The sequence below is a fragment of the Deinococcus terrestris genome (genome assembly GCF_009377345.1).
GTDB classification, from domain to species: domain Bacteria; phylum Deinococcota; class Deinococci; order Deinococcales; family Deinococcaceae; genus Deinococcus; species Deinococcus terrestris.
In genome coordinates this window covers 110748-132139 of sequence record NZ_WBSL01000005.1, presented here as the reverse complement: position 1 = coordinate 132139, position 21392 = coordinate 110748, and the positions used below count along the sequence as shown (strand labels likewise).

Annotated in this window: 23 protein-coding genes, 1 tRNA gene and 1 other RNA gene; 6 read left to right on the top strand and 19 right to left on the bottom strand. The window is 65.9% G+C overall.

Features of this window, described 5'->3' with window-relative positions:
• Positions 1-59: 59 nt before the first annotated feature.
• The 8 genes from F8S09_RS11965 to F8S09_RS11930 all read right to left on the bottom strand — a co-directional run bounded on the left by F8S09_RS11965 (position 60) and on the right by F8S09_RS11930 (position 6236).
• Complete coding sequence (locus F8S09_RS11965; RefSeq protein WP_152871719.1) at positions 60-1283, bottom strand: ABC transporter substrate-binding protein; 1224 nt, start codon at positions 1281-1283, stop codon at positions 60-62.
• A gap of 44 nt (positions 1284-1327) precedes the next feature.
• Positions 1328-2068 carry an ABC transporter ATP-binding protein gene (locus F8S09_RS11960; protein ID WP_322618781.1) on the bottom strand — a complete coding sequence of 247 codons (741 nt, stop codon included), beginning with the start codon at positions 2066-2068 and terminating at the stop codon, positions 1328-1330.
• Positions 2065-2859, bottom strand: coding sequence for an ABC transporter ATP-binding protein (locus tag F8S09_RS11955; protein WP_152871718.1), 795 nt, complete (start codon positions 2857-2859; stop codon positions 2065-2067). The genes F8S09_RS11960 and F8S09_RS11955 overlap by 4 nt, the downstream gene beginning before the upstream one ends.
• Positions 2860-2951: 92 nt before the next feature.
• Positions 2952-3584 (bottom strand): lysophospholipid acyltransferase family protein, encoded by a 633-nt coding sequence (locus F8S09_RS11950; protein WP_322618780.1) that lies wholly within the window; start codon positions 3582-3584, stop codon positions 2952-2954.
• Positions 3585-3603: 19 nt separating this feature from the next.
• Complete coding sequence (gene thyX, locus F8S09_RS11945) at positions 3604-4308, bottom strand: FAD-dependent thymidylate synthase (protein WP_152871717.1); 705 nt, start codon at positions 4306-4308, stop codon at positions 3604-3606.
• 11 nt (positions 4309-4319) lie between these two features.
• Positions 4320-4823: an EVE domain-containing protein gene (locus tag F8S09_RS11940; RefSeq protein WP_152871716.1), complete on the bottom strand. Its 504-nt coding sequence runs from the start codon at positions 4821-4823 to the stop codon at positions 4320-4322.
• A 16-nt stretch (positions 4824-4839) separates the two neighbouring features.
• On the bottom strand, positions 4840-5907 hold the full coding sequence (locus tag F8S09_RS17680) for a permease prefix domain 1-containing protein (protein WP_194165325.1): 1068 nt from the start codon (positions 5905-5907) through the stop codon (positions 4840-4842).
• Positions 5904-6236 carry a PadR family transcriptional regulator gene (locus F8S09_RS11930; RefSeq protein WP_152871715.1) on the bottom strand — a complete coding sequence of 111 codons (333 nt, stop codon included), beginning with the start codon at positions 6234-6236 and terminating at the stop codon, positions 5904-5906. The genes F8S09_RS17680 and F8S09_RS11930 overlap by 4 nt, the downstream gene beginning before the upstream one ends.
• Before the next feature lie 116 nt (positions 6237-6352).
• Here F8S09_RS11930 and F8S09_RS11925 point away from each other — a divergent pair, with 116 nt between their 5' ends.
• Both F8S09_RS11925 and F8S09_RS11920 read left to right on the top strand, forming a co-directional pair.
• Positions 6353-7444 carry a S1C family serine protease gene (locus F8S09_RS11925; protein WP_322618779.1) on the top strand — a complete coding sequence of 364 codons (1092 nt, stop codon included), beginning with the start codon at positions 6353-6355 and terminating at the stop codon, positions 7442-7444.
• A gap of 80 nt (positions 7445-7524) precedes the next feature.
• Positions 7525-7740: a hypothetical protein gene (locus tag F8S09_RS11920; protein ID WP_152871713.1), complete on the top strand. Its 216-nt coding sequence runs from the start codon at positions 7525-7527 to the stop codon at positions 7738-7740.
• A gap of 68 nt (positions 7741-7808) precedes the next feature.
• On the opposite strand, the gene F8S09_RS11915 is transcribed toward F8S09_RS11920, so the two are convergent.
• From F8S09_RS11915 to F8S09_RS11905, 3 genes are read right to left on the bottom strand one after another with little or no spacing between them, the layout of a single operon-like run.
• A complete protein-coding gene (locus F8S09_RS11915) occupies positions 7809-8699 on the bottom strand; it encodes an aldose 1-epimerase (protein WP_322618778.1) in 891 nt (296 codons plus the stop codon).
• Positions 8696-9412 (bottom strand): 23S rRNA (guanosine(2251)-2'-O)-methyltransferase RlmB, encoded by a 717-nt coding sequence (rlmB, locus tag F8S09_RS11910; RefSeq protein WP_152871712.1) that lies wholly within the window; start codon positions 9410-9412, stop codon positions 8696-8698. Before rlmB ends, F8S09_RS11915 begins: the two co-directional genes overlap by 4 nt.
• Before the next feature lie 33 nt (positions 9413-9445).
• A complete protein-coding gene (locus F8S09_RS11905; RefSeq protein ID WP_152871711.1) occupies positions 9446-9919 on the bottom strand; it encodes a DUF3197 domain-containing protein in 474 nt (157 codons plus the stop codon).
• 171 nt (positions 9920-10090) lie between these two features.
• Here F8S09_RS11905 and F8S09_RS11900 point away from each other — a divergent pair, with 171 nt between their 5' ends.
• From F8S09_RS11900 to F8S09_RS11890, 3 genes are read left to right on the top strand one after another with little or no spacing between them, the layout of a single operon-like run.
• On the top strand, positions 10091-10789 hold the full coding sequence (locus tag F8S09_RS11900; RefSeq protein WP_152871710.1) for a S4 domain-containing protein: 699 nt from the start codon (positions 10091-10093) through the stop codon (positions 10787-10789).
• Positions 10790-10802: 13 nt separating this feature from the next.
• A complete protein-coding gene (gene zapE / locus F8S09_RS11895; protein ID WP_322618777.1) occupies positions 10803-11819 on the top strand; it encodes a cell division protein ZapE in 1017 nt (338 codons plus the stop codon).
• A gap of 47 nt (positions 11820-11866) precedes the next feature.
• Complete coding sequence (locus F8S09_RS11890) at positions 11867-12115, top strand: hypothetical protein (RefSeq protein WP_152871709.1); 249 nt, start codon at positions 11867-11869, stop codon at positions 12113-12115.
• A gap of 45 nt (positions 12116-12160) precedes the next feature.
• On the opposite strand, the gene F8S09_RS11885 is transcribed toward F8S09_RS11890, so the two are convergent.
• Positions 12161-12246: transfer RNA gene (locus tag F8S09_RS11885), tRNA-Leu, on the bottom strand.
• 441 nt (positions 12247-12687) lie between these two features.
• On the opposite strand from F8S09_RS11885, the gene F8S09_RS17675 reads away from it, so the two are divergent.
• Positions 12688-13257: a tyrosine-type recombinase/integrase gene (locus tag F8S09_RS17675; protein ID WP_194165324.1), complete on the top strand. Its 570-nt coding sequence runs from the start codon at positions 12688-12690 to the stop codon at positions 13255-13257.
• Between the two features lie 272 nt (positions 13258-13529).
• On the opposite strand, the gene F8S09_RS11875 is transcribed toward F8S09_RS17675, so the two are convergent.
• The 7 genes from F8S09_RS11875 to F8S09_RS11845 all read right to left on the bottom strand — a co-directional run bounded on the left by F8S09_RS11875 (position 13530) and on the right by F8S09_RS11845 (position 21342).
• Positions 13530-14174 carry a hypothetical protein gene (locus tag F8S09_RS11875; RefSeq protein ID WP_152871707.1) on the bottom strand — a complete coding sequence of 215 codons (645 nt, stop codon included), beginning with the start codon at positions 14172-14174 and terminating at the stop codon, positions 13530-13532.
• A complete protein-coding gene (locus F8S09_RS18330; RefSeq protein ID WP_152871706.1) occupies positions 14158-14349 on the bottom strand; it encodes a helix-turn-helix domain-containing protein in 192 nt (63 codons plus the stop codon). Before F8S09_RS18330 ends, F8S09_RS11875 begins: the two co-directional genes overlap by 17 nt.
• A gap of 1122 nt (positions 14350-15471) precedes the next feature.
• The gene (locus F8S09_RS11865; protein WP_152871705.1) at positions 15472-15861 is read right to left on the bottom strand and encodes a hypothetical protein; all 390 of its coding nucleotides are present in this window, start codon (positions 15859-15861) and stop codon (positions 15472-15474) included.
• Between the two features lie 504 nt (positions 15862-16365).
• Positions 16366-16713: a transfer-messenger RNA gene (gene ssrA / locus F8S09_RS11860) on the bottom strand.
• Between the two features lie 107 nt (positions 16714-16820).
• Positions 16821-18992, bottom strand: a complete 2172-nt coding sequence (rfbD, locus tag F8S09_RS11855; protein ID WP_152871704.1) for a dTDP-4-dehydrorhamnose reductase — start codon at positions 18990-18992, stop codon at positions 16821-16823.
• A gap of 271 nt (positions 18993-19263) precedes the next feature.
• A complete protein-coding gene (locus F8S09_RS11850) occupies positions 19264-20187 on the bottom strand; it encodes an endonuclease/exonuclease/phosphatase family protein (protein ID WP_152871703.1) in 924 nt (307 codons plus the stop codon).
• A gap of 93 nt (positions 20188-20280) precedes the next feature.
• Positions 20281-21342, bottom strand: a complete 1062-nt coding sequence (locus tag F8S09_RS11845) for a spore photoproduct lyase family protein (RefSeq protein WP_322618776.1) — start codon at positions 21340-21342, stop codon at positions 20281-20283.
• Positions 21343-21392 lie beyond the last annotated feature (50 nt).

The window sequence follows — 21392 nt, the reverse complement described above, 5'->3', positions numbered from 1 at the left end:
GCCGTCGAGGGGCCGAGGTGTAGTCTCGACCTTCCGACTCCCCGACCTCTAGACCTTCTTCAGAACTTGCACTTGCTTTCGGCCAGCGGCTGGAACGCCCGCGCGGCGGGAATGGTGGCGACCTTGGTGAAGATGTCGCCGGTTTCCTTCGCCTGCGAGCGCGGCTTGACCTGCACGGTGTACACGTCGAGGATCACGCGGTGGTCCTGCGGGCGGATGTAGGCGCTGCGGGCAAAGAAGTCGCTGAAGCGGTGGCCTTCGAGCGCCTTGACGACCGCGTCGCCGCCGTCCGACTTGGCGCGGGCCACGGCGTTCAGGTAGGTCATGGTGGCCGAGTACACCCCGGCCTGCGCCCAGGTGGGCTTCTTGCCGAAGGACTTCTCGAACTTGGCGGCCCAGGTCCGTGCCCGCTGGTCGAGGTTCCAGTACCACGGCACGGTGGCGAGGGCGCCCGCGAAAGCGTCTTGGCCCAGCGCGGCCACGTCGGTTTCGAACAGCAGGCCGATGCCCAGCCCGATGCCCTGCTGCCTCAAACCGAACTCGTTGTACTGCTTGACCACGTTCACGAGGTCGGCGCCCGCCTGCATGGTGCCGAACACCTTGGGTTTGAGGCTCTGCGCCTTGAGCAGGTAGCTGGAAAAGTCGGTGTTGGGAAAGGGCGTGGCGTCGCTGTTGGTCACGACCCGGCCCTTGTTGTCGCGGATGGCCGCCGTCATCTGGCGGTTGAGGTCCTGCCCGAACGCGTAGTTGGGGTAGATGATGTACCACGAGTTCCCGCCGCGCTTGGTCACCGCCGCGCCCGTGCCGTTGGCGAGCATGTAGTTGTCGTAGGCGTAGTGGAAGGTGTACTTGTTGCACTTCTCGTTGGTCAGCGCGGTGGTGCCGCCCGTCACGACCATCACCGGAATCTTCTTCTTGCTGGCGACCTCGGAGGCGGCGAGGGCCGCGCTGCTCGTGGGCAGGTCGACGAGCATGTCCACGTTCTGGCGGTCGATCATCTCGGCGGCCTTGTTGCTCGCCACGTCCGCCTTGTTCTGGTGGTCCACGCCGACGACCTGCACCTTGTTCCGGAAGCTGGGGTTGGCCGCCATGAAGTCCTGCGCGGCGAGCTGCGCGGCCCGCACGCTGCCCTGCCCGGAGAGTTCGGAATACACGCCGGACAGGTCGGTCAGCACGCCCACCCGCACCACGTTGTCGGTCAGGCGCACGCTTTGCGCGAGCGCACCCGTCAGGCTGGCGAGGGCGGCGGTGGAGACGAGGGCGGTCAGGAGTTTCTTCTGCATGGGATTCCTCCGGTGAGGGGAGAGAGGGTGCGGAAACGGAAAACTCAGACGCTGAGGTACCGCAGCAGGTCGGCCCGGCGGTCTTCGACCTCGTGCCGGGCGACCTCGTCCACGACCTCGCCGTCGACGAGCACGTAGTGGCGGTCGGCCAGACGGGTGGCGAACTTGAGGTTCTGTTCGACCAGAATCACGCTCAGGCCGTCGCGGCGCAGTTCCTGAAGCATGTCGCCGATGGCCTGCACGATGACGGGCGCGAGGCCCTCGCTGGGTTCGTCGAGCAGCAGCAGCTTCGGGCCGCTGCGCAGCACCCGCACGATGGCGAGCATCTGCTGTTCGCCGCCCGAGAGCTTGGAACCGGGGTGGTGGCCGCGCTCGCGCAGCACCGGAAAGGTCTGATACGCCCGCTCCAGGCTCCAGCCGCCGGGCCGGGCGGGGGGCAGTTCGAGGTTCTCACGCACGGTCAGGCTCGACAGGATGGCCCGTTCCTCGGGCACCCAGGACAGGCCCCGCGCGGCGATGCGGTTGCTGGGCAGCCGGGTCAGGTCCTGCCCCTCGAAGCGAATCTGCCCGGTGCGGCTTCTGAGCACCCCCATGATGGACTTGAGGGTGGTGGTCTTGCCCGCCCCGTTGCGCCCGATCAGGCTGACCACCTCGCCGGGGTTCACGTGCAGGTTGACCCCGTGCAAGACATGGCTCTGACCGTAGTAGGCGTTCAGGTCGCGGACGTCGAGCAGCGGTCCCCCCAGGGTGGGCACCGGGGCGGGGATGGGCGCGGGGGCGGTCACGCGTGCGCCTCCTCGCCCAGGTAGGCCTCGATCACGCGGGGGTCGCGCCGCACGTCGTCGTAGCGCCCGCTGGCGATCACCTGGCCGTATTGCAGCACGGTGATGCGGTCGGCGAGTTCGGCGACCACGCTCATGTTGTGCTCGACGAGGACCACCGTGCGGCCCCGCGCGACCTCGCGCACGAGGGCGATCACGCGGGCGATTCCCTCCGACCCCATGCCGGAGGTCGGTTCGTCGAGCAGCAACACGCGCGGTTCCTGAGTCAGCGAGATACCGATTTCCAGTTGCCGTTTCTCGCCGTGGCTGAGGTCGGCCGCGAGCCGGGCGTGCGCCGCGCCCAGCCCCACCCGGTCCAGAATCTCGTCGGCGCGGGGACCGAGGGCCTCCAGCCGTGAGAGCGGAGTCCAGAACTGTCCCGGCAGCGGCGTGGGCGACCCCAGGGCGACCAGCACGTTCTCCCGCACGGTCATCGTGGGAAAGACCGAGCTGATCTGAAACGAGCGCGACAGCCCCCGCCGCACGATCGCGTGGGGCGCCAGCGTGTCGATGCGCTCCCCAAAGAGAAGGACCTCCCCGCTCGTGGGCCGCAGAAAGCCCGAGAGCAGGTTGAACAGCGTGGTCTTGCCCGCCCCGTTCGGACCGATGATCGCGTGGATCTCGCCCTCCCGGATCTGGAGGTCGACCTCGTTGGTGGCCCGAAATCCCCGGAAATCCTTGACCAGCCGCCGCGCTTCGAGGGCGGTGCTCAGGGGGGGACCGGGGGTAGGCGAAACGGCGTCGGCCACCGTCATGGGGCGGCGCCGGATGCGGACTGCGGCATCCTCTCTCCCTCCTGTCTGTCTTCTAGGAATTGTGGTACAGGAGAGATTCTAGTGGCCCCGCGTTACGGTTGCGTCACAGTCGTTGGGGTAGCCCCTTCACCCCGGCGCAGCGGCACGACTGGCCCCATGTTGGCGGGCGTGTGGGCCTGCACCCCGTCAAGCAAGGCGGCAATCTGCCGGAAGTCGGCGTCGATGTCCCCGGTGGGGGTCACGTAGCCCACCACGCCGACCTGCTTGCGGCCCCAGTCCAGCACCGTCACGCCGATGGGCACGCCCGCCTCCAGCGCCATGTAGTAAAAGCCCGTCTTCCAGCCCTCGGTGCGGGTGCGGGTGCCCTCGGCGGCCACGGCGACCATGATCTCGCTCTCGCGGCGAATGATGTCCACCACCCCGTCCACGAAGTTGCCCCCGGCGCGGCGGCGGTCCACCGGCAGGCCGCCCCAGGCCCGCATCAGCCAGCCCAGCGGCGGCCGGAAGAGGCTGTGCTTGGCGACCCAGTGCACCGGAACGCCCGTGGCCCAGCGCCAGCCGATGCCCGGCCAGAAATCCGCGTTGGAGGTGTGCGGCGCCACCGCACCCACGAACTTTGGCCCCGGCGGGGGCGCCAGCACGGGCGTCCAGCCGGTCAACCGCAGGGCGAAGGTGGCGAGGCGGGAAGCGGGGGTAGGGCGGCGGTTCATCCAGGTGACGGGCACGGGGAGAGTCTAGGGCGGCTCAAGGCTCGCTGTGCAGCGCCCGCCACTCGCGGAAGGTCACGGGAAAGAGCGGCTCGGCCAGCTCGGCCATCGCCCGCGCGTACAGGCGGGTCTCGTACTGCGCCCCCTCGTGGTCGCGCAGCGAGAGGAAATGCAGCAGCGAGCGCACGTTGAAGGTGTAATACGACTCGGTGTACAGCGAGAGCGGCAGCACCCCCCTCGCCTGCTCCCGCGTGACGCCCAGACGCAGCAGGTCGTGATACGCCCTGAACGCCTGCCGCCACGCCTCCGCCCACACCGCCGCCGCCGCCGCCTGATTGAGCGTGCCGTCGTCCTCCACGCTGGCCTGCCGGTTGCTGGGCGCCTGCTTGCGGAAGGAAGGCGGTGTGAAGTTGCGCTCCTGCACCTCTACGTATCTGGCCGACACCTCATTTTTTGAGACGCCCACCCGGTGTCTAACGGCCTGCCGATCCACAAAAATCGGGCAGACGATCTTGAAGGTGATCAGGTTGTGCTCAAACGGGCTGCCGTGATGATGCCGCAGCAGGTAGCGAATCAATTTCTCGTCCCGGTCATTCAGCGGCGCGTCCGAGTCGCCGCCGAAGGAGACGCGGGCGGCATTGACGATCATCTTGTCATCCCCGACGTGCTGCACGAGCGCCACGGAGCCGATGCCGTCGCCCAGTGGGTAGAGGGTGGGGGAGAGAGCGGCGGGAGTGGTCATCGGGGGTCAGCTTAACGCCCACTTCCGACGAGACCGTCACGGCCCTCCACCCCCATCGCCCGCAGCGCTGCATGAAACTGCTCGGGTGTCACGGGAAGCACGCTCAGGCGGCTGCCCTTGCTGGTCAGGGGCGAGTCCTGCCACTCGGGAAGGGTTCGCAGCGTGTCCAGGGTCAGGACGGCGGGCGGGGCGAGGACTGGGGCCACGTCCACCATGCTCCAGCGGGGATTGTCGGCAGTGCTTTTGGGGTCGTAGAACTCGCTCGCCGGGTCGAATTGCAGGTCGTCTGGGTAGGCCGCCCGCACCACCCGCGCCACGCCCGCCACCCCGGTCGGCCGGGCGTTGGAGTGGTAGAAGAGGCAGAGGTCGCCCACCCGCATCTCGCGCAGGAAGTTGCGGGCCTGGTAATTCCGCACGCCGTTCCACCCCTCGCGCCCCACCCGCATGAGGTCCGCGTAGCTGAACACGTCAGGTTCGGATTTGAGCAGCCAGAAGCGCGGGCGGGCGGGGGGCATGGGGGAGAGGGTAGCGTCAGCGGGGCACGGTGGGCGGCAGGACAGGCAGGTCCTGGGAAGCGCCGTTCAGCCGAATGCGGCCCGCGCCGAAGGTATAGCCGCCGTCTCTCTGTGGGGGCACATGGTCAAGGGGCAGGACAGCAACGAAAGACCCCCGTGCCGACGGGCTGTAGCCGTCTTCGGGCGGCCCGGCGAGGTTCGGATCGGCCCCAGGATCGACCACCAGGCGGCTCAGCACGGTCCACTTCCCCAGTGGCAGGGCGTCTGGCCCGGTGCGGACACTGCCCTCCCCGACGGGGGGAACGCTGGAGGACGGCGCAGCGCCCGAGGAACGCAGCAGAACGCTGGGGTTGTTGCAGGCCCCCACAATCTGGGCCGCGCCGTTGATCAGGACGGCTCCACTGTTCCAGAAGGGCGAGGGAAGGGTGACGGGAGCAACGTAAAGTCGGGCACGTGCCTGCCCCGCGCAGTTCAGCCGCTCGGTGGTCAGTAACCAGCGTTCCTGATGGCGGTAGCTGCCGGGCACCCGGCCCCGGATGTTCTGCGCGGTCAGCGAGGCCACATCTGTCACGTTGATGAACACGCGGTCGTTGCCGTTCTTGAGCTCGCTGGTCGCCACATTGACGTACACCACGCTTCGGGTGCCCTTCGGATACGTGAGGGTGGCTGCCTGATAGGTCCCGCGCGGCGCGTCACGGTCCGCGAACAGCCGGGTAATGTCCTCAGACGTGGCCGACTCGTACCGCACGCCTTCGCGTGGCGGCAGCCACTCGCGGTAGGTCCACCAGCCCCCGCCGCCCAGCAGCAGCAGCGCGAGGACACCCCACCCGGCCCGGTGGGTGAAGGCGTGCCCCAGCAGCCCCCGGTTGACGGGCTGCGGGTCCCCCATCCCCTTCACCGCCAGATACTCGGCCTCCTCGCGGCTAAAGCCCTGGGTCTCGAACTCGGCCACGCGCTCCAGCAGGTGCGTGCGGAGTTCGGCGGCGGCGTCCAGCCGTTCCTCACGCGGCAGGCCCAGTGTGGCGCGGTGAATGTAGGCGTCCACACTCAGGACGCGGCCGGGACGAAACAGGCGGCGGATCATGCCCGCAGCCTTCCCAGCAGCAGGGCGTCCAGGGCTCCGCGCAGGGTGCGCCACTCCTCGCGCTTGGCGTCCAGCGCCGCCCGCCCCGAGTCGGTCAGGCGGTAGACCTTGCGCGGCGCCCCGCCCCGGTCGCTGGGTTGCCACTCGCTCTCGACCCACCCGGCCTTGACCAGCCGGTGCAGCGCCGGGTAGAGGCTGCCCTCGCGCAGGTCGAACAGGCCACCGCTGCGGGCGTTCACCTGCTTCAGAATGTCCAGCCCATAGCGTGGCTGCTCTTGCAGCGCCGCCAGCAGGGCCAGGTCCAGCGTGCCGGATTTGAGGGGATTCAAGGTCAACCTCCAGCCCCACTCTCTTATGAAGCAAGATACTTGTCAAGCAAGAATGTGAATGGCCCTCCGTACCCTTCGGCACTCTGTCTCATGTGGGGGCGCTCTACCATGGTTCCGTGCGCCCCCTGCCCTGGCTTCCCGTGCTGCTGCTGCTCGCGCTGGCGGCCTACCTGCTGCCGGGATGGTCGCCCCGCCAGGAGGCCGGGCCGCAGACGCCCCCCGCCGTCTCGCAGACCCTTGCGGGCGAGTTGCCCAGCAACACCAGCGACCTGTTCCAGGCCACCCGTCCGGCGGTCGTGCAGGTCGAGAGCCTGAACACCCGCACCCGCGAGGCGGGCCTGGGCACCGGCTTTTTCATCTCGGAAGGTGGGCAAGTCATGACGGCCTACCACGTCGTCTCGACCGGGCAACTGTTCCGGGTCCGCACGCTGGAGGGCCGTACCTACCGCGCCCGCGTGACTGCCTACGACGCGGCGGCGGACGTGGCGCTGATGCAGGTCGAGGGGGGCGGCGGCACTGGCGGCTTTCCCTTCCTGCCGCTGGCGGAGGCCGAGCCACGGGTGGGGCAGGAGGTGCTCGCCATCGGCAACAGCGGCGGCGACTTCCTGCAACCGCGCCGGGGCGTGCTGCTGCGGCTGGGGGCGGAAGCGGGCCGCGCCGATTTCCCGCAGGGCACGCTGGAGATGTCCGCGCCCCTCGCGCCCGGCGACAGCGGCGGCCCTATCCTCGACGGCACCGGCCAGGTGATCGGGGTCGTGAGCTTTATCCGCCTCGACGAGAGCAACCAGACGCAGGCGTCCTACGCGGTACCCGTCACCCAAGACAGCCCGCTGGCCGGGGCGCTGCTGGCCGGGGAGCAGCGGGACGTGCCGGTGGTGGGGCTGGTGCTGGACATCACCCACAGCGGCCTGACCGACCCGCCGGGAGCCGTGATTCAGCGGGTGGCGCGGAACAGCCCGGCGGAGGAGGCCGGACTGCGCGGCGCCCGCTTCGACGCGGACGGCAACCTGCTGGACCTCGGGGACGTGATTCTCAGCGTCAATGGCCGCCGCGTGCGCGACGCCAACGACTTCATCCGCACCGTGCGGGGCGACGCGACCATCGGCGACACCATCCGACTGGGTTACCTGCGCGACGGCGAGGAACGCGAGGCGACCATCACCCTGGTCGGGGCGCGGGCGCTGACGGACCTGAGCCGCGACGAGTGAGCACAGGCAGGCGCCGAGCATGAACCCGGCGTCACCGTTCGCTCGTCCGGAGCCTCACCTGGCCGCCCCACACTGGGGCTATGTCACGCGCCTTTGTCAAGGAAGACGGCGGCGAGCGCTGGACGCCGCCCACTCACCCCCACACCTACCGGGTGCTGTGGCCCGGCCCCAGTGGGCCGGAAGTCGTGCACGAAACCGATGACCTGCTGGGTGCCCTGCGCTGGCTCGCCGCCCGCGAGCGCCCCGGCTTCGAGCTGCGGGACCGGGCGGGAGCACTGCTGGCAACCGCAGCTTAGAACCGACCTCTACGGAAGGTGGCAGACGTTTCTCGCGTTTGCCACCTTGTTTTGCTTTTCGCGGGCCGCTACCACTCGCCTTCCAGTGTCAGCCGCACCGTGCCCGCCAGCGTTTGCCCCGGCACCAACGTCTTGAGGTCCGTGCCGCCCACCCCCTGCGCGGCGAGGTTCAGGGCGTTTGTCGCGTGCGAGACAGGTTCCAGGGCGAGGCTGCCATCGGGTGCGGTGAAGACGGTCAGGTGCGAATACACCGGGTCGGCGGTCAGCACCAGCGCCCGCGTGCCCCAGTCCAGCCGCAGCACCCCGTCCCAGGCCGTGTAAACGCGGTCGAAGGTGCGCTCCCCGATGGCGACGGGCACCCGGAAATCCTCCTCTGGGCGCACGGGCCGGGCGGGGCCGAGGGGCAGCATCTGCCCGTCCGTGTCGTAGGTCAGCGCCGCGCCGAAGGTGAGGGTGGGGTCCACCCCGTCCGTCCGGCGGACGAAGTACGGATGCAGCCCCATCCCGGCGGGCATCTCGCGGGTGTCGGCATTCGTCAGGCTGAGGGTGGTGTCGAGGTGCGGCCCGTGCAGGCGCGACTCGACCAGCGCGGTGAAGGCCCACGGCCAGTTCATATCCGCGAAGCTGCGGCTGTCGAAGGTGGCCCGCAGGTGCGCCTCCGTTACCCGCTCGACCTGCCAGGGCCGGTGGCGCACGTCGCCGTGCTGGGCGAGGCCGTCTTTGGTCGTGGGGCGGAGCTGCACCTCCTCGCCGCCGAAGGGGAACCGCGCCCCGGCGATGCGGTTGGCGTAGGGAATCATTACGAAGCAGGCGCTCTGGCTGCTGGTCTCCACCTTTTCCCGGTCCACGGGCCGCAGCACCGGGCGCCCGGAGGCCGAGCGCAGCCCCAGCACGCTCGCGCCCAGGTCCGGCAGCACCTCCAGCGTGAGGCGCTCGCCCGCGATGGTTTCGGTCCTCACCCCTCGCCCCGCGCCCGCATCGCCTCGTACAGCAGGATGCCCGCCGCGACCGAGGCGTTGAGGCTCTGCACCTGGCCGCGCGTGGGGATGCGGACCAGGGCGTCGCACTTCTCACGCACGAGGCGGCGCAGTCCCTCGCCCTCCGCGCCGATCACCAGGGCGACCGGGCCGCGCAGGTCGAGGCGACCCACGTCCTGCGCGGCCTCGCCCGCCGCCCCGTAGACCCACACGCCCCCTTCCTTGAGGCGGTCGATCAGCCGGGGCAGGTTCTTCGTCTGTGCGACGGGCAGGTAGCTCGTGGCGCCCGCCGCCGTCTTGGCGACCACGGGCGACAGGGGAGCGCTGCGGCGTTCCTCCACCGCGACCCCGTGGGCGCCCAGCACCTCCGCCGAGCGGATGATCGCCCCGAAGTTGCGCGGGTCGGTGATGCCGTCGAGCAGCACGATCAGCAGGTCCTCGCCCCGGTGCTGCGCCCGGTCCAGAATGTCCTCCACGCTGGCCCAGGCGAGGTCCTCCACCTCCGCGAGGATGCCCTGATGCTGGGTGGTGCCCGCGAGCTGGTCGAGTTCGATGCGCGCGGCGAAGCGCACCCGCACGCCCGTCTCCTTGACCTCGCGCACGAACGCCTCTTCGACCCCCCGCGCGAGCAGCACCTCACTGACCCGCCCGTCGCGCAGGGCTTCGAGCACCGGATTCCGTCCGTACAGCAACATGGGGGCAGTCTAACGGCGCCGGGGCCGCTCCCCTCAGTCCGGCGTGGCCGTGACGGGTGCCCCGGCGTCCTGCCACGCCTCGGGCTGGGGCCTGGGCCGCGCCGTGTAGATGCGCGGGTCGCTGGGGTTGCTCGCGGCGATCAGGCGGGCGACTTCCTCCGCATCGGGTTCAGCGAGCACCCGCACGAAGTCGGACGGATTCAGCACGGCCTCGCGCACGGGCCAGCCCTGCGCCTGCGCCCATTCGACCAGCTCAGCGAGCATCTCGGCCCCCGCCGGACCGTAGCCCGGACCGAAGGCGGGCGCGGTGACCACGGCCTCGTCCCCGCGCGTGATCAGCGCGGCGTAGCGTGAGGCGTCCCGGACCCCCTGCCAGTCGGCGATCAGGTACAGGGTGGCGGGGCCACCCGCGCCCTCCCGACCCGCAGCGGCCCCGAGCAGGCTCATCAACTCGCGGTGGGTTTCCAGCGGGGCACCGGGCAGGCCGAGCGGTTCGAGGACTTGCATGGGGGCAGTCTACTCATATGGATTCCAGTTGAGCAGTTCGGGAACGGTTCAATCCGAGCAGCAACAAGACGCTTGCCGGAGCAAGCAGTGACTGATTCGGCGCTTTCCCGACTTGGTCGCCGATTGGACGGAAACCGTCTCGCGGGGGCCGGGAGCGCTATCCTCCCCCCCATGAAGCCCAAGCTCAGTGCTCTCGTGGCCCAGGCGCGGGGCGGGCGCGTGGTGCGGACCCCCTTTGTGGAGGGCGACGATCTCGACCGCCGACTCCTGCAAGACGACGACGTGCGCTTCGTCATCGCGGGCGGCTTTCCCGATGCCCGCCGGGTGGTCCTGACCCTGCACCCCGCCCATATCCCGGAGGTGGACAGCGGCGTGAGCGTGCTGCGCGTGACCCCCGGACCCGGCCCCGCCTGGGACCTTCAGGATTTCACGGTGCATTTGCGGCGGCTGGAACTGCCCGAGGACACCCTCGGCGACGTGCGCGAGGAACGCGGCGGGGCCTTTCTGGTCGCCGCGACAGGCAAAGCCGCGTCGGCGCTGGAGGCCCTGACCAACCTGGGCGGGCGCGAGGTCGAGGTCGAGGAGGTCGGGGAGACGGCGGGCCGGGGGTCCAAGACCCGCGAGGTCGTCGTGCCCTCCATGCGGGTGGACGTGGTGGGGGCCAAGGGCTTCGGCGTGAGCCGCGCCTATTTCCAGCAGGGCATCGACGGCGGCAAGGTGCGGCTCAACGGCTCGCCCGCCCGCGCCAGCAGCGACATCCGCGAGGGCGACAGCCTCAGCGCCGAGGGCCTGGGCCGCATCGACTTCAAGCGGGTCGTGAACGAGACGCGCCGGGGCAACTTCAAGGTCGAGCTGGAAGTCCACCGATGAGGCGTGAGGCCCCGTGATTGACCTGCTCGCCCGCCGCCCCCGCCTCAGCCCCGAGGACCTGACCGCAGACCTCGCGCCCAGCGCCCGCTTCCGGGGGGTGCGCTTCGAGAACTACCAGCCCAACCCCGAGTTTTCCAGCCAGGCGGAAGCCCGGCGCTCGCTGCAACTCTTCTTGCAGGGGGCGCAGGCGCGGCCCGGCGGCTTCCGGCTGTTCCGGCGGGCGAGGCCGGAGGGCCGGGGCCTGTATCTCGACGGCGGCTTCGGCGTGGGCAAGACGCACCTGCTGGCGAGCACCTATCACGCGGCGGGGGGCACCCGGGCGCTGATGAGCTTTCAGGACCTGATGTACGTGATAGGCGCCCTGGGCATGACCCGCGCGGTGGAGGCCTTCCGGGGCCACGACCTGCTGCTGATCGACGAGTTCGAACTCGACGACCCCGGCAACACCCATATGGCGAACACCTTCCTGGGCCAACTGATGCCCGCCGGGACGAGCGTGGTCGCCACCTCCAACACCGAGCCCGGAGCGCTGGGGCAGGGAAGATTCAACGCCTCGGACTTCCAGCGCCAGATTCAGGGGATCGCCGAGCGCTTCGAGACCCACCGCATCGACGGCCCCGACTACCGCCAGCGCGGCACGGCCCCAGCCCAGCCCCTGGACCCTGCCGAGTTCGCCGCGTGGCGGGCGCGGCAGCCGGAGGCGACCCTGGCCGTGGTCAGCCACCGCGACCTGGGGCGGCTGCTGATCGACGTGCATCCCAGCCGCTTCGCCCGGCTGCTCGCCGGAGTGGAGGCGCTGGGGGTCACGGAGCTCGCCCCCATGCCCGACCAGAACGTCGCCCTGCGCTTCGTGCATTTCGTGGACAAGCTCTACGACCTCGGCCTGCGGGCGGCCTTCAGCGGGGCGCCGCTGGGCACGCTCTTTTCCGAGACCTACCGCCACGGCGCCTACGCCAAGAAGTACAGCCGCTGCCTCAGCCGCCTCTCCGAACTGCTGCGCGACGCGCGGGCGGACCTCGCCGCCGGGTAAAGGCCCGCCTCACCCCCCGCCGCCGCCCGGCCCGCTACGGTCGGGGCATGACCCAGCAAGAAGACCGCGACTTCACGATGGTGCTGCCCGGCGGCAGCGTGCCCGCCCGCTTCGTGACCCTGCCTGACGGCACCCCCGGCGTGGAGGTGGAGGGCGTGCAGTTTCCCCACGTCACCGACGAGGTGCCCCACGGCATCAAGGGCAATACGGACGAGCAGCGCCGGGTGATCGACGGCCTGCGCCTGCGCTTCAAGATCACCTCCGAGCCGACCGTGCTCGCCTTCGACGTGGAGTGAGTCGGTTCCGTATGAAAAAGCCCCGCCGGGTGCGGGGTTTTCTCTTGGTGCCGAGAACGGGACTTGAACCCGTACGCTTATGCAGCGGCCGATTTTAAGTCGGATGCGTCTACCGATTCCGCCATCCCGGCAGGGGGACCTGCGTCCGGCAGTATAGAAAAAACCCCGCCCGTGGGGGGCAGCATTCACACCGGGCGCAAGCATCTCACAGCATTTCTGACTGTCTGCCTAGTCAGCCGTAGTTACCTCACAGGGGGCGGCACATGCAGATAGCAGAAGCACTGGGCGAATTTCTCACAGAACATAAGGCTAGGGGCAGCAGACCGAAAACAATCCGGTACTACGGGTCCACACTGGATAACCTGTTGCGGCCCTATCTGGGGCAGCCTGTGACAGACCTCACCCCCTTTCTGTGTAACCGGGCATTGCAGGCAGTCGCAGAACGGGGTGTGAAGCCTGCCACCCTAGCAGCCGCAGACCGGGCACTGAGGGGGTTCACAGCATGGCTCACAGGGGTTGGGCTACTCCAGACAAACCCCATGCAGGGCCGTAAGCGACCCAAGCTCCGGTATGTGCCCAAACAGGTACTCACACAGCCGGAGATACAAAAGCTGTTCGCCATTGCAAAAGCGGACGCCCGGTATTCTGAGCGTAATACGGCGATTCTGTACCTGTTGCTGGGCTGTGGAATGCGGGCCGGAGAAGTCGCCGCATTGCAGCTTTCAGACATAGATTGGACACAGGGCATTCTGAAAGTGAACGGCAAAACAGGCTATGGACAGCTTCCGGTAGATCGGCAGACCTTACAGGCATTGCGCCGATACGTAACCCACAGCCGCAAAGCACTGCCCCAGGTGGGCTATGTGTTTGTGTTCAATCGGCGGGGCATTACTGCGGACACTGTGAGTCGGCTTATAGCCCGCATAGGCAAGCGGGCAAATATAGGTCGGCCCATTGGCCCTCACATACTGCGTCATACCTTTGCGACTGCATTTATTGAGGCAGGGGGCGACCCTTTCAGCCTGAAACGGATTCTGAGACACAGCACCCTGCACACATCCATGTTGTACGTTCACAACAGCCCCGGCAGTCTGAGGGGCAGCATGGAAAATTATGGCCCACTGCGGGGCCTGAACCTGTAGGTATTTATTAAATACGGCAGTACCCCTACAGACACCCAGATATTTATTTGTCGGCTGTTCTAGGGGGCAATGGAAGCCAGCAAAGGGCATTCTCACAGGGCGCAGGCAGGGGCATTAGCAGGGGGCAGAAAGTATTCACAGCCGCCCATATCCATTAGGGGGCTTGACAAAATGCATAAAATCCTGTATAATGAGATATGTGTCGCCAGAGGGGTGGGGGGTACATAGAAGAAAGCCGCCTGCTGTGAATATGTCACAGGGGCGGCAATCGTTTAGTAGATATATAAGTCGGCAACTTTCAAACTATTCGTTAGGTAGGCAATCGGAAGGTAAATGCAGGCCGTCCCAAACCTAGTGAATTCAGACCGATACTCACCGATTGAATAGCCCTGTTCGTCCGGCTTCAAATATTGCCGCAGTGCGTTTAGGTCGGTAATAACAACCTTCAAACCTTTGTTGTGACGTTCGGCAAGCTTAGGTGGGCAACCTGAGATGTTGCGAATGAAGTAAGACATGTGGGCACTGTAGTCTATAGACTCCTTCAAAAGCAGGCTGGGCCTACCCGTCTTCGTTTCAATTTCAAAACACACATTGCCTGTGCTAGACATTCTGGAATCGCACTTCACATCCACTGTGTGACCGTTCACCGTAAGGTCGTAATCGTCGGGCGTTCCATTCCTGCCTTTCAGAAATTGCTCCCATGCCCTTTCTTCATCGAATTCAATAAGCTCAGCAGGGTAGTACTGTTCAGCAATAAGCTTGAACATACACTCATTGAAACTGCCTTTCTGTTGTGGAATGTCCTCCTTTGGATTCCGGGTTTTGGGTGGCTGCATTGTCGCCCAGTAGGCAAGCTCATTCACCCTTTTGCCGATGAAGCTGTTTGCTCCGAACTTTGGGTTATTGAGCTTCAGCATCGGCCCACCTCCAGCCTGTCTCACTGAGCTTTTCAACATCTGCCCTGTTCAGTCTGAACTTGTCTCCAGTTCTCACAGCAGGCAGAATGCCCTGTGAAATAAGCCGATACAGGGTCGGCTTGCTAATGCCTAGCACCTTACATGCTTCTCCGATCTGAATAAATTGAGTGTCCATTGGGCACCTCCATGTAAGTATTATAACACAACGTTAACTTTATTATGTTTGTAGTAGAATAGTTATGTGGGGCTTAGGCGGGGGACACATTGGGGAATGTGCGCCTGTGTTTCACAGCGGCAGGTTTGGAGACTGCTGCACTTCTGTTCCGCAGACTTATCAACTGCCGGGCAGCTCACAACGCAGATTTGAATTGTGTACAGATTCAAAACTGCCGCATAGATTAATGCTCAGACTTTTATACCGTATGTCTGAGGTCGTCGAATATTGTCTATAGCCTGTGAACCATACATTCACAGGTACAAGTTAAGCTAATAACTTATTCAAGTCTACTATTAGTTGGAAACTAAAGTTTAAGCATTGGCTATTTGGAGTCTATATGTTCAACAAATATATTTCCAGAGATGTTGCTACGATAGACAGTCTCATGCATTCTGCAAAGGTTAGGTACAATAGACCTATTCCAGACCCCACAGGGGCAGCAAATACAATACAGAATATAGTACGTAAATTGGTGCCTAACTATAAGCAGATTAAGCCCATGAAAGGTACATATCTACAAGCAAGGCAATACTATATTGAGAACGACCTACCTAAGTTCGTAGCAACCATGAAGTATATTGAGAATGAAGTGTTCTACGGTAGGTACACATTTGAATAACCGTTGTGCTACGGTATTACTACAGTAGTAGAAATAGAACTAGGCAACTATACAGATGTGAGTTTGTATAATTCCAAATTAGCTTGTGAACATAATATGTCTGCATCTAAACCCCTTGTCTACGGGTAATGTACCTGTGAAAATAACAGAATACCCCATGCTGCTAGCTTATGGACTAGACAGCATGGGGGTGAATTCTATACACAGAAGTCTACTAGTATTTACATAGGTGTTTTAGAAGCGCCCTCATTTATATGGAGGATTGGACGGTTCTGGGGGTGGGGGTCTGTTCACACAGGTTCACACTGGAACTCACACCCCTATGAACTACCCCAGCAGCCGGGGCGGGGGCACAGGTAGGGGGCAGGGGGTTCAAACAGCTAGCAGGGGCCGGGGCAGACATGCCCATTGCTGCCGCTGTAAGACACCTGCAGCCCTCAGAAGAAGTAATTGGGCAAGATCTACTTCTGCCTATAACGATAAGGAACGAACCGATTAACTATTAGATAAGTGCCCACTAGGTATGCTATAGGGGCAAATATTTGCAATACAAATGAGCTAAATACATGTGAAATTAGCAAGGCTCCTACCCCGCCCCCCACTAATAAACCCACTCCTAAAGGATATTCAAGACACCCTGGAACATATTCACCGCTCTTTTTGTCGAATTCTCCGTACATATACTTAAAGAAGGACAGTATTCCTGCATAAACAATCCACAGCAAGCCTAGCAATCTTTGCTGTTCCGAATCTAAACCCCTGGGCACTTCTAAAGCCTGGGCTGTCGCTCCAGAAAAAGCGGCAGTTAGGACTAGGCACCTTATCCCTATGTACGCTGTGAGTTTTTTCATGTTTCCAGCATACCCAGCCCACATCCCAGCCTGTGCCGCATATCTGCGGACCTGTGAACGGCAGGCAACAGGCCCAGCAAATACCCCCTGTAGCCTCACAGCAGCCCCCACAGACCCCTGTGAATAACTACTGGGGCAAACTGCCCTGCCCAAATAATTCCAGTAGTTCACCGCCGTAGTTCACAGGGCAGCCGGGGCAGTAGGTTCAGCCTGTAAATAGTTCATCTGAGTGAAGCAATTAGAACTAACGAATTTCAGTATTAATCGGCACCCTGTGACCTGTGAGGCAGACCCGGACCTGTGGAAAACCGCAGTCGGATGTGCTTACACTGGGGGTGCGGCACTGGGCAGGCTGTGAAAATAATGTGTGAGACGCAGAAAACCGGGGTTGCTAGCTATTCTGGCGATTTTAAGTCGGATGCGTCTACCGATTCCGCCATCCCGGCAGGGGGACCTGCGTCCGGCAGTATAGAAAAAACCCCGCCCGTGGGGGGCGGGGCTGTCTGGTGGAGGTGGGCGGAGTCGAACCGCCGTCCAAAGGTCCGTTCAGTGTGCGTCTACGTGTGTATCCCGCTGTTTGATTGTCGGGTCGCGGGCCACCAGCAGGCGGGTTTCCCTTGACCGTAGTTCCACTTATCTTCGCCGTCAGCTATGGAACGTCGCCTGGGCTAGCCTTCTTTTGTTGCAGTTCGCGCCGCGCCAAAGGCCGGGCTAGGCGGTCACTGTCTCACTTAAGCAGCGAGAGCGTAGTTCTGGTTGCCAGTTAATGGCTTTGCCGTTTGTTTACGAGGCCAACGGCACCTCGACACGCAACATCACCTTCAGTTCCCCTGTCGAAACCGGGTCACCCCCAGCGCGTCACCGGATAGACCGGCGAAGAAGAGTGTAGCAGAGGGCGTCCCGGCGCACCCTGACCATTCGCACGTTCCGCCCTCATGCGGCCGTCAGGTGGGGCAGGCTCAGTCGGCGGCAAGTTCCGCCCGTTCGGGCAGCTCGGCGTGCTGTGCCCAGCGTTCCAGGGCATCCACGAAGCTCGGCATGACCTCGCCGCGTTCGCTGTCCAGCGCACTGAAAGCGGGGCGGGCGGCGGTCAGACCCAGCTCGGCGGTGGGGACGCCCTGCACCAACCCTGCGTCCAGCCCAGTCACGTCCGCCACCATGCGGGCGAAGTCGGCCCAGCTCACGGCGCCGGGGTTGGCGAGGTGCCACAGGCCGCGCTCGCCGTCGATCAGGAGGTCGAGCACCGCCCGCGTCAGGTCCGGCACATAGGTGGGCGACACCACCTGATCGTCGGCCGCCCGCAGCACCCGCCCGGCCCCCAGCTCGCGGACCACATGCGCGGCGAAGTTATAAGGGTCCCACGGGCCGAAGAAGGCGCTCGTGCGGACGACCAAGGCTTCCGGCAGCGCCGCCAGCACCGCGTCCTCGGCGGCGCGTTTGCTGCGGCCGTAGGCGTTCAGGGGGTTGGGGAGGTCAGATTCCACGTAAGGTGCCCCCTTGCGCCCGTCAAAGACGAGGTCGGAGGAAAAGGTCACCAGCCGCACCCCTGCCCCGGCGCAGGCCTCGGCCAGCAGGCGTGGTCCGTCCACGTTCTCGCGGTCGTTGCGGGGGTCCTGCTCGGCGTCGTCCACCCGGACGTATCCAGCGGCGTTGAGGACCGCCCACGGCTGGTGCTCGGCCAACGCCCGCGCCACGGACGCCGCGTCCGCGATATCGAGGTCCTGCCGCCTCAGCAGCCGGTAGGGAAGGCCGCGCCCCTCGCACTCGCGGGCGAGTGCCTGCCCCAACGTGCCCGTCGCCCCGGTGATCAGGAGGGGCGCTCCGGCGGGGTCGGCCGCCCGCACCGGGCCGAAGGGCGGGAAGGTCAGGCGCTCGGGCCGCTCCCACCAGCCCGGCCCGGCGAGGACCGGGTGCGAGGGCGTCTGCCCAGTCGCCAGTTCGCGGGCCAGGGTCACCAGGGCGGTGGAGCGCGGCTCGGGGGCACGGATGTCCCACAAGCCGCTCTCGTAGTGCCCGTCACGGCGGGTGAGCAGGCTGTTCCACTCCCAGGCGCCCATCGCCGCCCAGACGGTAATCGCCCGCACGTCGGCCCCTTCTGCGCGGACCTCCTGCGCGGCCTGCCACGCGCCCGCCAGCCAGCGCAGTTGCTCCTCGCGGGTGCAGCCCAGGTGGACTTCGGTGATCGCCAGCGGCAGCCCGGAGCGGGCGTGCGCTTCGCGCAGGCGGTCGCCGGGGCCGCCGATCCCCTCGCCGCGCACCCGCACCGCCTCCACATCAGCGTAGCGGTCGCGGCCGTTGCCGCCGTGGGTGTGGGTGGGGTAGTGGCTCAGCCGTTCGTCGAGGAAGCGTTCGCTCGTCACGTACACGTTCAGGCCCAGCACGTTGGGCGGGCAGGGGTTCTCGGCGAACCACCGGACCTCGCGCTCGGGGGCACCGATCCAGCGCAGGTAGTTCCACATCGGGTGCGCCTCGTCCACCCGCCCCAGCAGCAGGTCGAGGCTCAGCCAGCGCCGCTCGTTCTCGAAGTCGGCCTGGTAGCGCATCCGGGGGGTGCTGTAGGTGCGGCCCAGGTCCTCGGTCTGGATCAGGCGGGCGGCCGGATTCACCGCTCGAATCTCGCGCATCGCCAGCACCGTCGCCTGAAGCTGGTGAAAGAGGGCCGTCCAGAAGGACCGCTCGTCCCGCGCGTGGGGGTACCAGTGCCCGTACAGTGCCGAGAACCGGGCCGTCGTGAGGGGTTCATTGACCGGCGTGTACGCCGTGAGGTGCGGGTAGCGCTCGGCCACCGCCCGCGCGTAGGCCCGCACCCCCTCCACGAACCCGGGGTCCAGCAGGTGCGTGTGACGTGGCCCGCTGCCGTGGTGGACCAGGCCCACGATGGGTTCGACTCCCCGGCCTTCCAGCCGCGCGAGCCGGGTGTCGGCCCAGTGCCAGTCGGCCCGCTCGGGGCCGTGGGGAGCCGTGCGTTCCCACAGCAGCGGAAAACGCATCGCCGTGATGCCCAAGTCGGCCAGGCGGTCGATGTCGTCCAGGCGATGATCGAAGCCGCTCATGACGTTCTGGTCGAGGTAATCGTTTCCCACGCGGCTGACGGTCGGTTCGACCCCCGCCCACAGTTCCAGGTTGTGCATGCATCCTCCCCCTGCTCCCGGAAGCGGGACCGGCTCCTTCCCGTATGACCCGCAGGGGCCACGAATCGGCGTTCTGGAAGCACCCCAGCGGCACTCCCACGGAGAAGAGAAGGACGGCGCCCCGCCCGGCGTGCCGAGCAAAAGACCTTCGGGCATTGTGCCGGGCGAGGGGAGGTGCAAATTCTCACAAAGAACGGGGGAGGCTTAATGCGTTTGTCAGCTCACCTGGGGAATTCCTGGAGCTTCCTTAAAGAGGCTTGAACAAGGGCGCTCAGCGGTACTCGGCCAGCAGCGCCCGGTGGTCGCTTCCTGATTCCGGCAAAACCCAGCTTCGCGTCGGCGTCAGGCCCCGCGCCATCAGGTGATCTATTCGTAGGAACAACCCCGGAAAGGTCCACCCCGGCCCCCGCCCGGCGAGGTCGTGGGCGCCTGGGCCGAACGCCTGCCGCAGTTCCCGGTAGGCCAGACCACGCGGCGGCGTGTTGAGGTCGCCGCCCAGCACCAGCGGCCCCGGCACCTCCCCCGCGAGGGCAGACAGCCGCGCCACCTGCGCCGCCCGCACGTCCCGTGTCTGCCGAACCCGGTCAAAGTCGCCCCGCAGCGCACTCGACACGAGCACGGTCCCCAGATGCACGTTGAGCACCCGCACCTCCTGGCCCCGCCAGCGCACCCGCGTCTCCAGAAAGGTGCGGCGACTGCCCGGCGCGGCGTGGTTGGTGGCCGACAGCACGGGCAGGCGCGAGAGGGTGGTCACCTCGTACCCGGCCCGCACCGCGTAGCCCGGCAGCCGATCGAGCAGCGCCTCGCGGAAGCCGGGGCGCACGAAGTTCGTCTCCTGAAGCAGCAGCAGGTCCGCGTCCGCCGCCCGCAGCGCCGCCGCGATCTCGTCCGGGGAGCCGTGCAGTCCCTGCGCCACGTTAAAGGTGACGACCCGCAGCGTTCCGTCCGTCTGGGGCCGCCAGTGCAGCAGGCCCGCGCCCCCGGCCGCGAGAAGTGTTCCGGCCAGCGCGACCGCCACGCCCTGCCGTCGCCACAGCGTCCACCCCAGCACCAGCGGCGCGGGCAGCAGCCACAGCAACGGCGGCGCATAGGCCAGCAGCAGCGTGGGCAACGTCCGCTCCCCGACCCACTCGCCCAGCGCCCAGACCAGCGCGACCGTCAGCAGATACAGCCAGGCGAGGCACGATTTGGACATGCCCGCGAGTCTGCCACGGGAGCTCTGGGTGGAGCATTTCTTCCCCCTCTCCCCTGGGGAGAGGGCCTCGCAAAGCAAGGGGTGAGGGGTCCCCTAAAACGCGTACCGCACCCGGCACTCCGGCAACTCCCGCGCCAGCAGCTCCGTGAAGCGGGCCACCGCCTTCCCCTTGAAGCCATGCCGGTAGCGGATGTTCTCGCCGCCGTACTGCGAGCGCTTCTGCTCCTGCCACTGCGGGGTCCACAGCAGGGATTCGGCCTTCGGGTGCCACCCCAGATTGACCTCGTGCAGGGCGGCGTTGTGGGTCAGAAAAATAACTTCGGCGGCGAGTTGGGCGCGGGCCTGTTCCGACAGCGAGTCCCGCACCTCGCGCAGCAGCTCCGTATAGTCGGCCGTCCAGCCCTCGTAGATCACGACGGGCGAGAAGTTGAGGTGCACCTCGTACCCCGCCTCCACGAAGTCGTTGATGGCCGCGATCCGCTCCCGGATGGGCGAGGTCCGCACGTCCAGCACGCGGGCCAGGGAGCGCGGCATCAGCGAGAAGCGAATGCGCGTCTTGCCCTGTGGGTCATAGTCCAGCAACTCGCGGTTGACGTACTTGGTCGCGAAGGAGGCCTTGGCGTTGGGCAGCGTCCGGTACAGCACCACCATGTCCCGCACGTTGTCGGACAGCAGCGCGTCCACGCTCAGGTCGCTGTTTTCACCGATGTCATAAACCCACAGGTGGGGGTCCACCTGATTGGGTTCGGTCTTCGGCCCCAGCCGCTCGGCGTGGCGGCGCAAGGCCCGCACCGCGTCCTCCACATTCACGAAGGTCGTGATCGGGTTGGCGAAGCCTTTGCGCCGGGGCACGTAGCAATACGCGCAGCTCAGCGCACACCCGTTGGCGAGGCCCGGCGCGATCCAGTCCGCGCTGCGCCCGTTCTCGCGCAGAGCAAAGGTCTTGCGGACCCCCAGCACCAGCACCTGCCGCTTGATCTTCACCCAGTTCTTGACCAGCCCCGCGTTGCCGTGCAGCCCCGGAATATTCCAGTGCGAATCCACCAGCGTCCGCTCGGCCTCTGGAAACCGCGCCAGAATCTCCTGCCCCCGCGTGTACTCCTCCACGCGCGGTTCCAGATAGATGTGCCGGATGTCAAGCAGGGGGCGCGTCACCCGGTTATTTGACCCGAAATCGGCGCGGAAATCTGTAGCCTTCGCGCCCT

Bases quoted from the DNA above. Each gene is read 5' to 3' on its own strand.
- F8S09_RS11965 (WP_152871719.1), bottom strand. From the start codon at position 1,283: ATGCAGAAGAAACTCCTGACCGCCCTCGTCTCCACCGCCGCCCTCGCC.
- F8S09_RS11955 (WP_152871718.1), bottom strand. From the start codon at position 2,859: ATGACGGTGGCCGACGCCGTTTCGCCTACCCCCGGTCCCCCCCTGAGC.
- thyX (WP_152871717.1), bottom strand. From the start codon at position 4,308: ATGACCACTCCCGCCGCTCTCTCCCCCACCCTCTACCCACTGGGCGAC.
- F8S09_RS11940 (WP_152871716.1), bottom strand. From the start codon at position 4,823: ATGCCCCCCGCCCGCCCGCGCTTCTGGCTGCTCAAATCCGAACCTGAC.
- F8S09_RS17680 (WP_194165325.1), bottom strand. From the start codon at position 5,907: ATGATCCGCCGCCTGTTTCGTCCCGGCCGCGTCCTGAGTGTGGACGCC.
- F8S09_RS11920 (WP_152871713.1), top strand. From the start codon at position 7,525: ATGTCACGCGCCTTTGTCAAGGAAGACGGCGGCGAGCGCTGGACGCCG.
- rlmB (WP_152871712.1), bottom strand. From the start codon at position 9,412: ATGTTGCTGTACGGACGGAATCCGGTGCTCGAAGCCCTGCGCGACGGG.
- F8S09_RS11905 (WP_152871711.1), bottom strand. From the start codon at position 9,919: ATGCAAGTCCTCGAACCGCTCGGCCTGCCCGGTGCCCCGCTGGAAACC.
- F8S09_RS11900 (WP_152871710.1), top strand. From the start codon at position 10,091: ATGAAGCCCAAGCTCAGTGCTCTCGTGGCCCAGGCGCGGGGCGGGCGC.
- F8S09_RS11890 (WP_152871709.1), top strand. From the start codon at position 11,867: ATGACCCAGCAAGAAGACCGCGACTTCACGATGGTGCTGCCCGGCGGC.
- F8S09_RS11875 (WP_152871707.1), bottom strand. From the start codon at position 14,174: ATGCTGAAGCTCAATAACCCAAAGTTCGGAGCAAACAGCTTCATCGGC.
- F8S09_RS18330 (WP_152871706.1), bottom strand. From the start codon at position 14,349: ATGGACACTCAATTTATTCAGATCGGAGAAGCATGTAAGGTGCTAGGC.
- F8S09_RS11865 (WP_152871705.1), bottom strand. From the start codon at position 15,861: ATGAAAAAACTCACAGCGTACATAGGGATAAGGTGCCTAGTCCTAACT.
- rfbD (WP_152871704.1), bottom strand. From the start codon at position 18,992: ATGCACAACCTGGAACTGTGGGCGGGGGTCGAACCGACCGTCAGCCGC.
- F8S09_RS11850 (WP_152871703.1), bottom strand. From the start codon at position 20,187: ATGTCCAAATCGTGCCTCGCCTGGCTGTATCTGCTGACGGTCGCGCTG.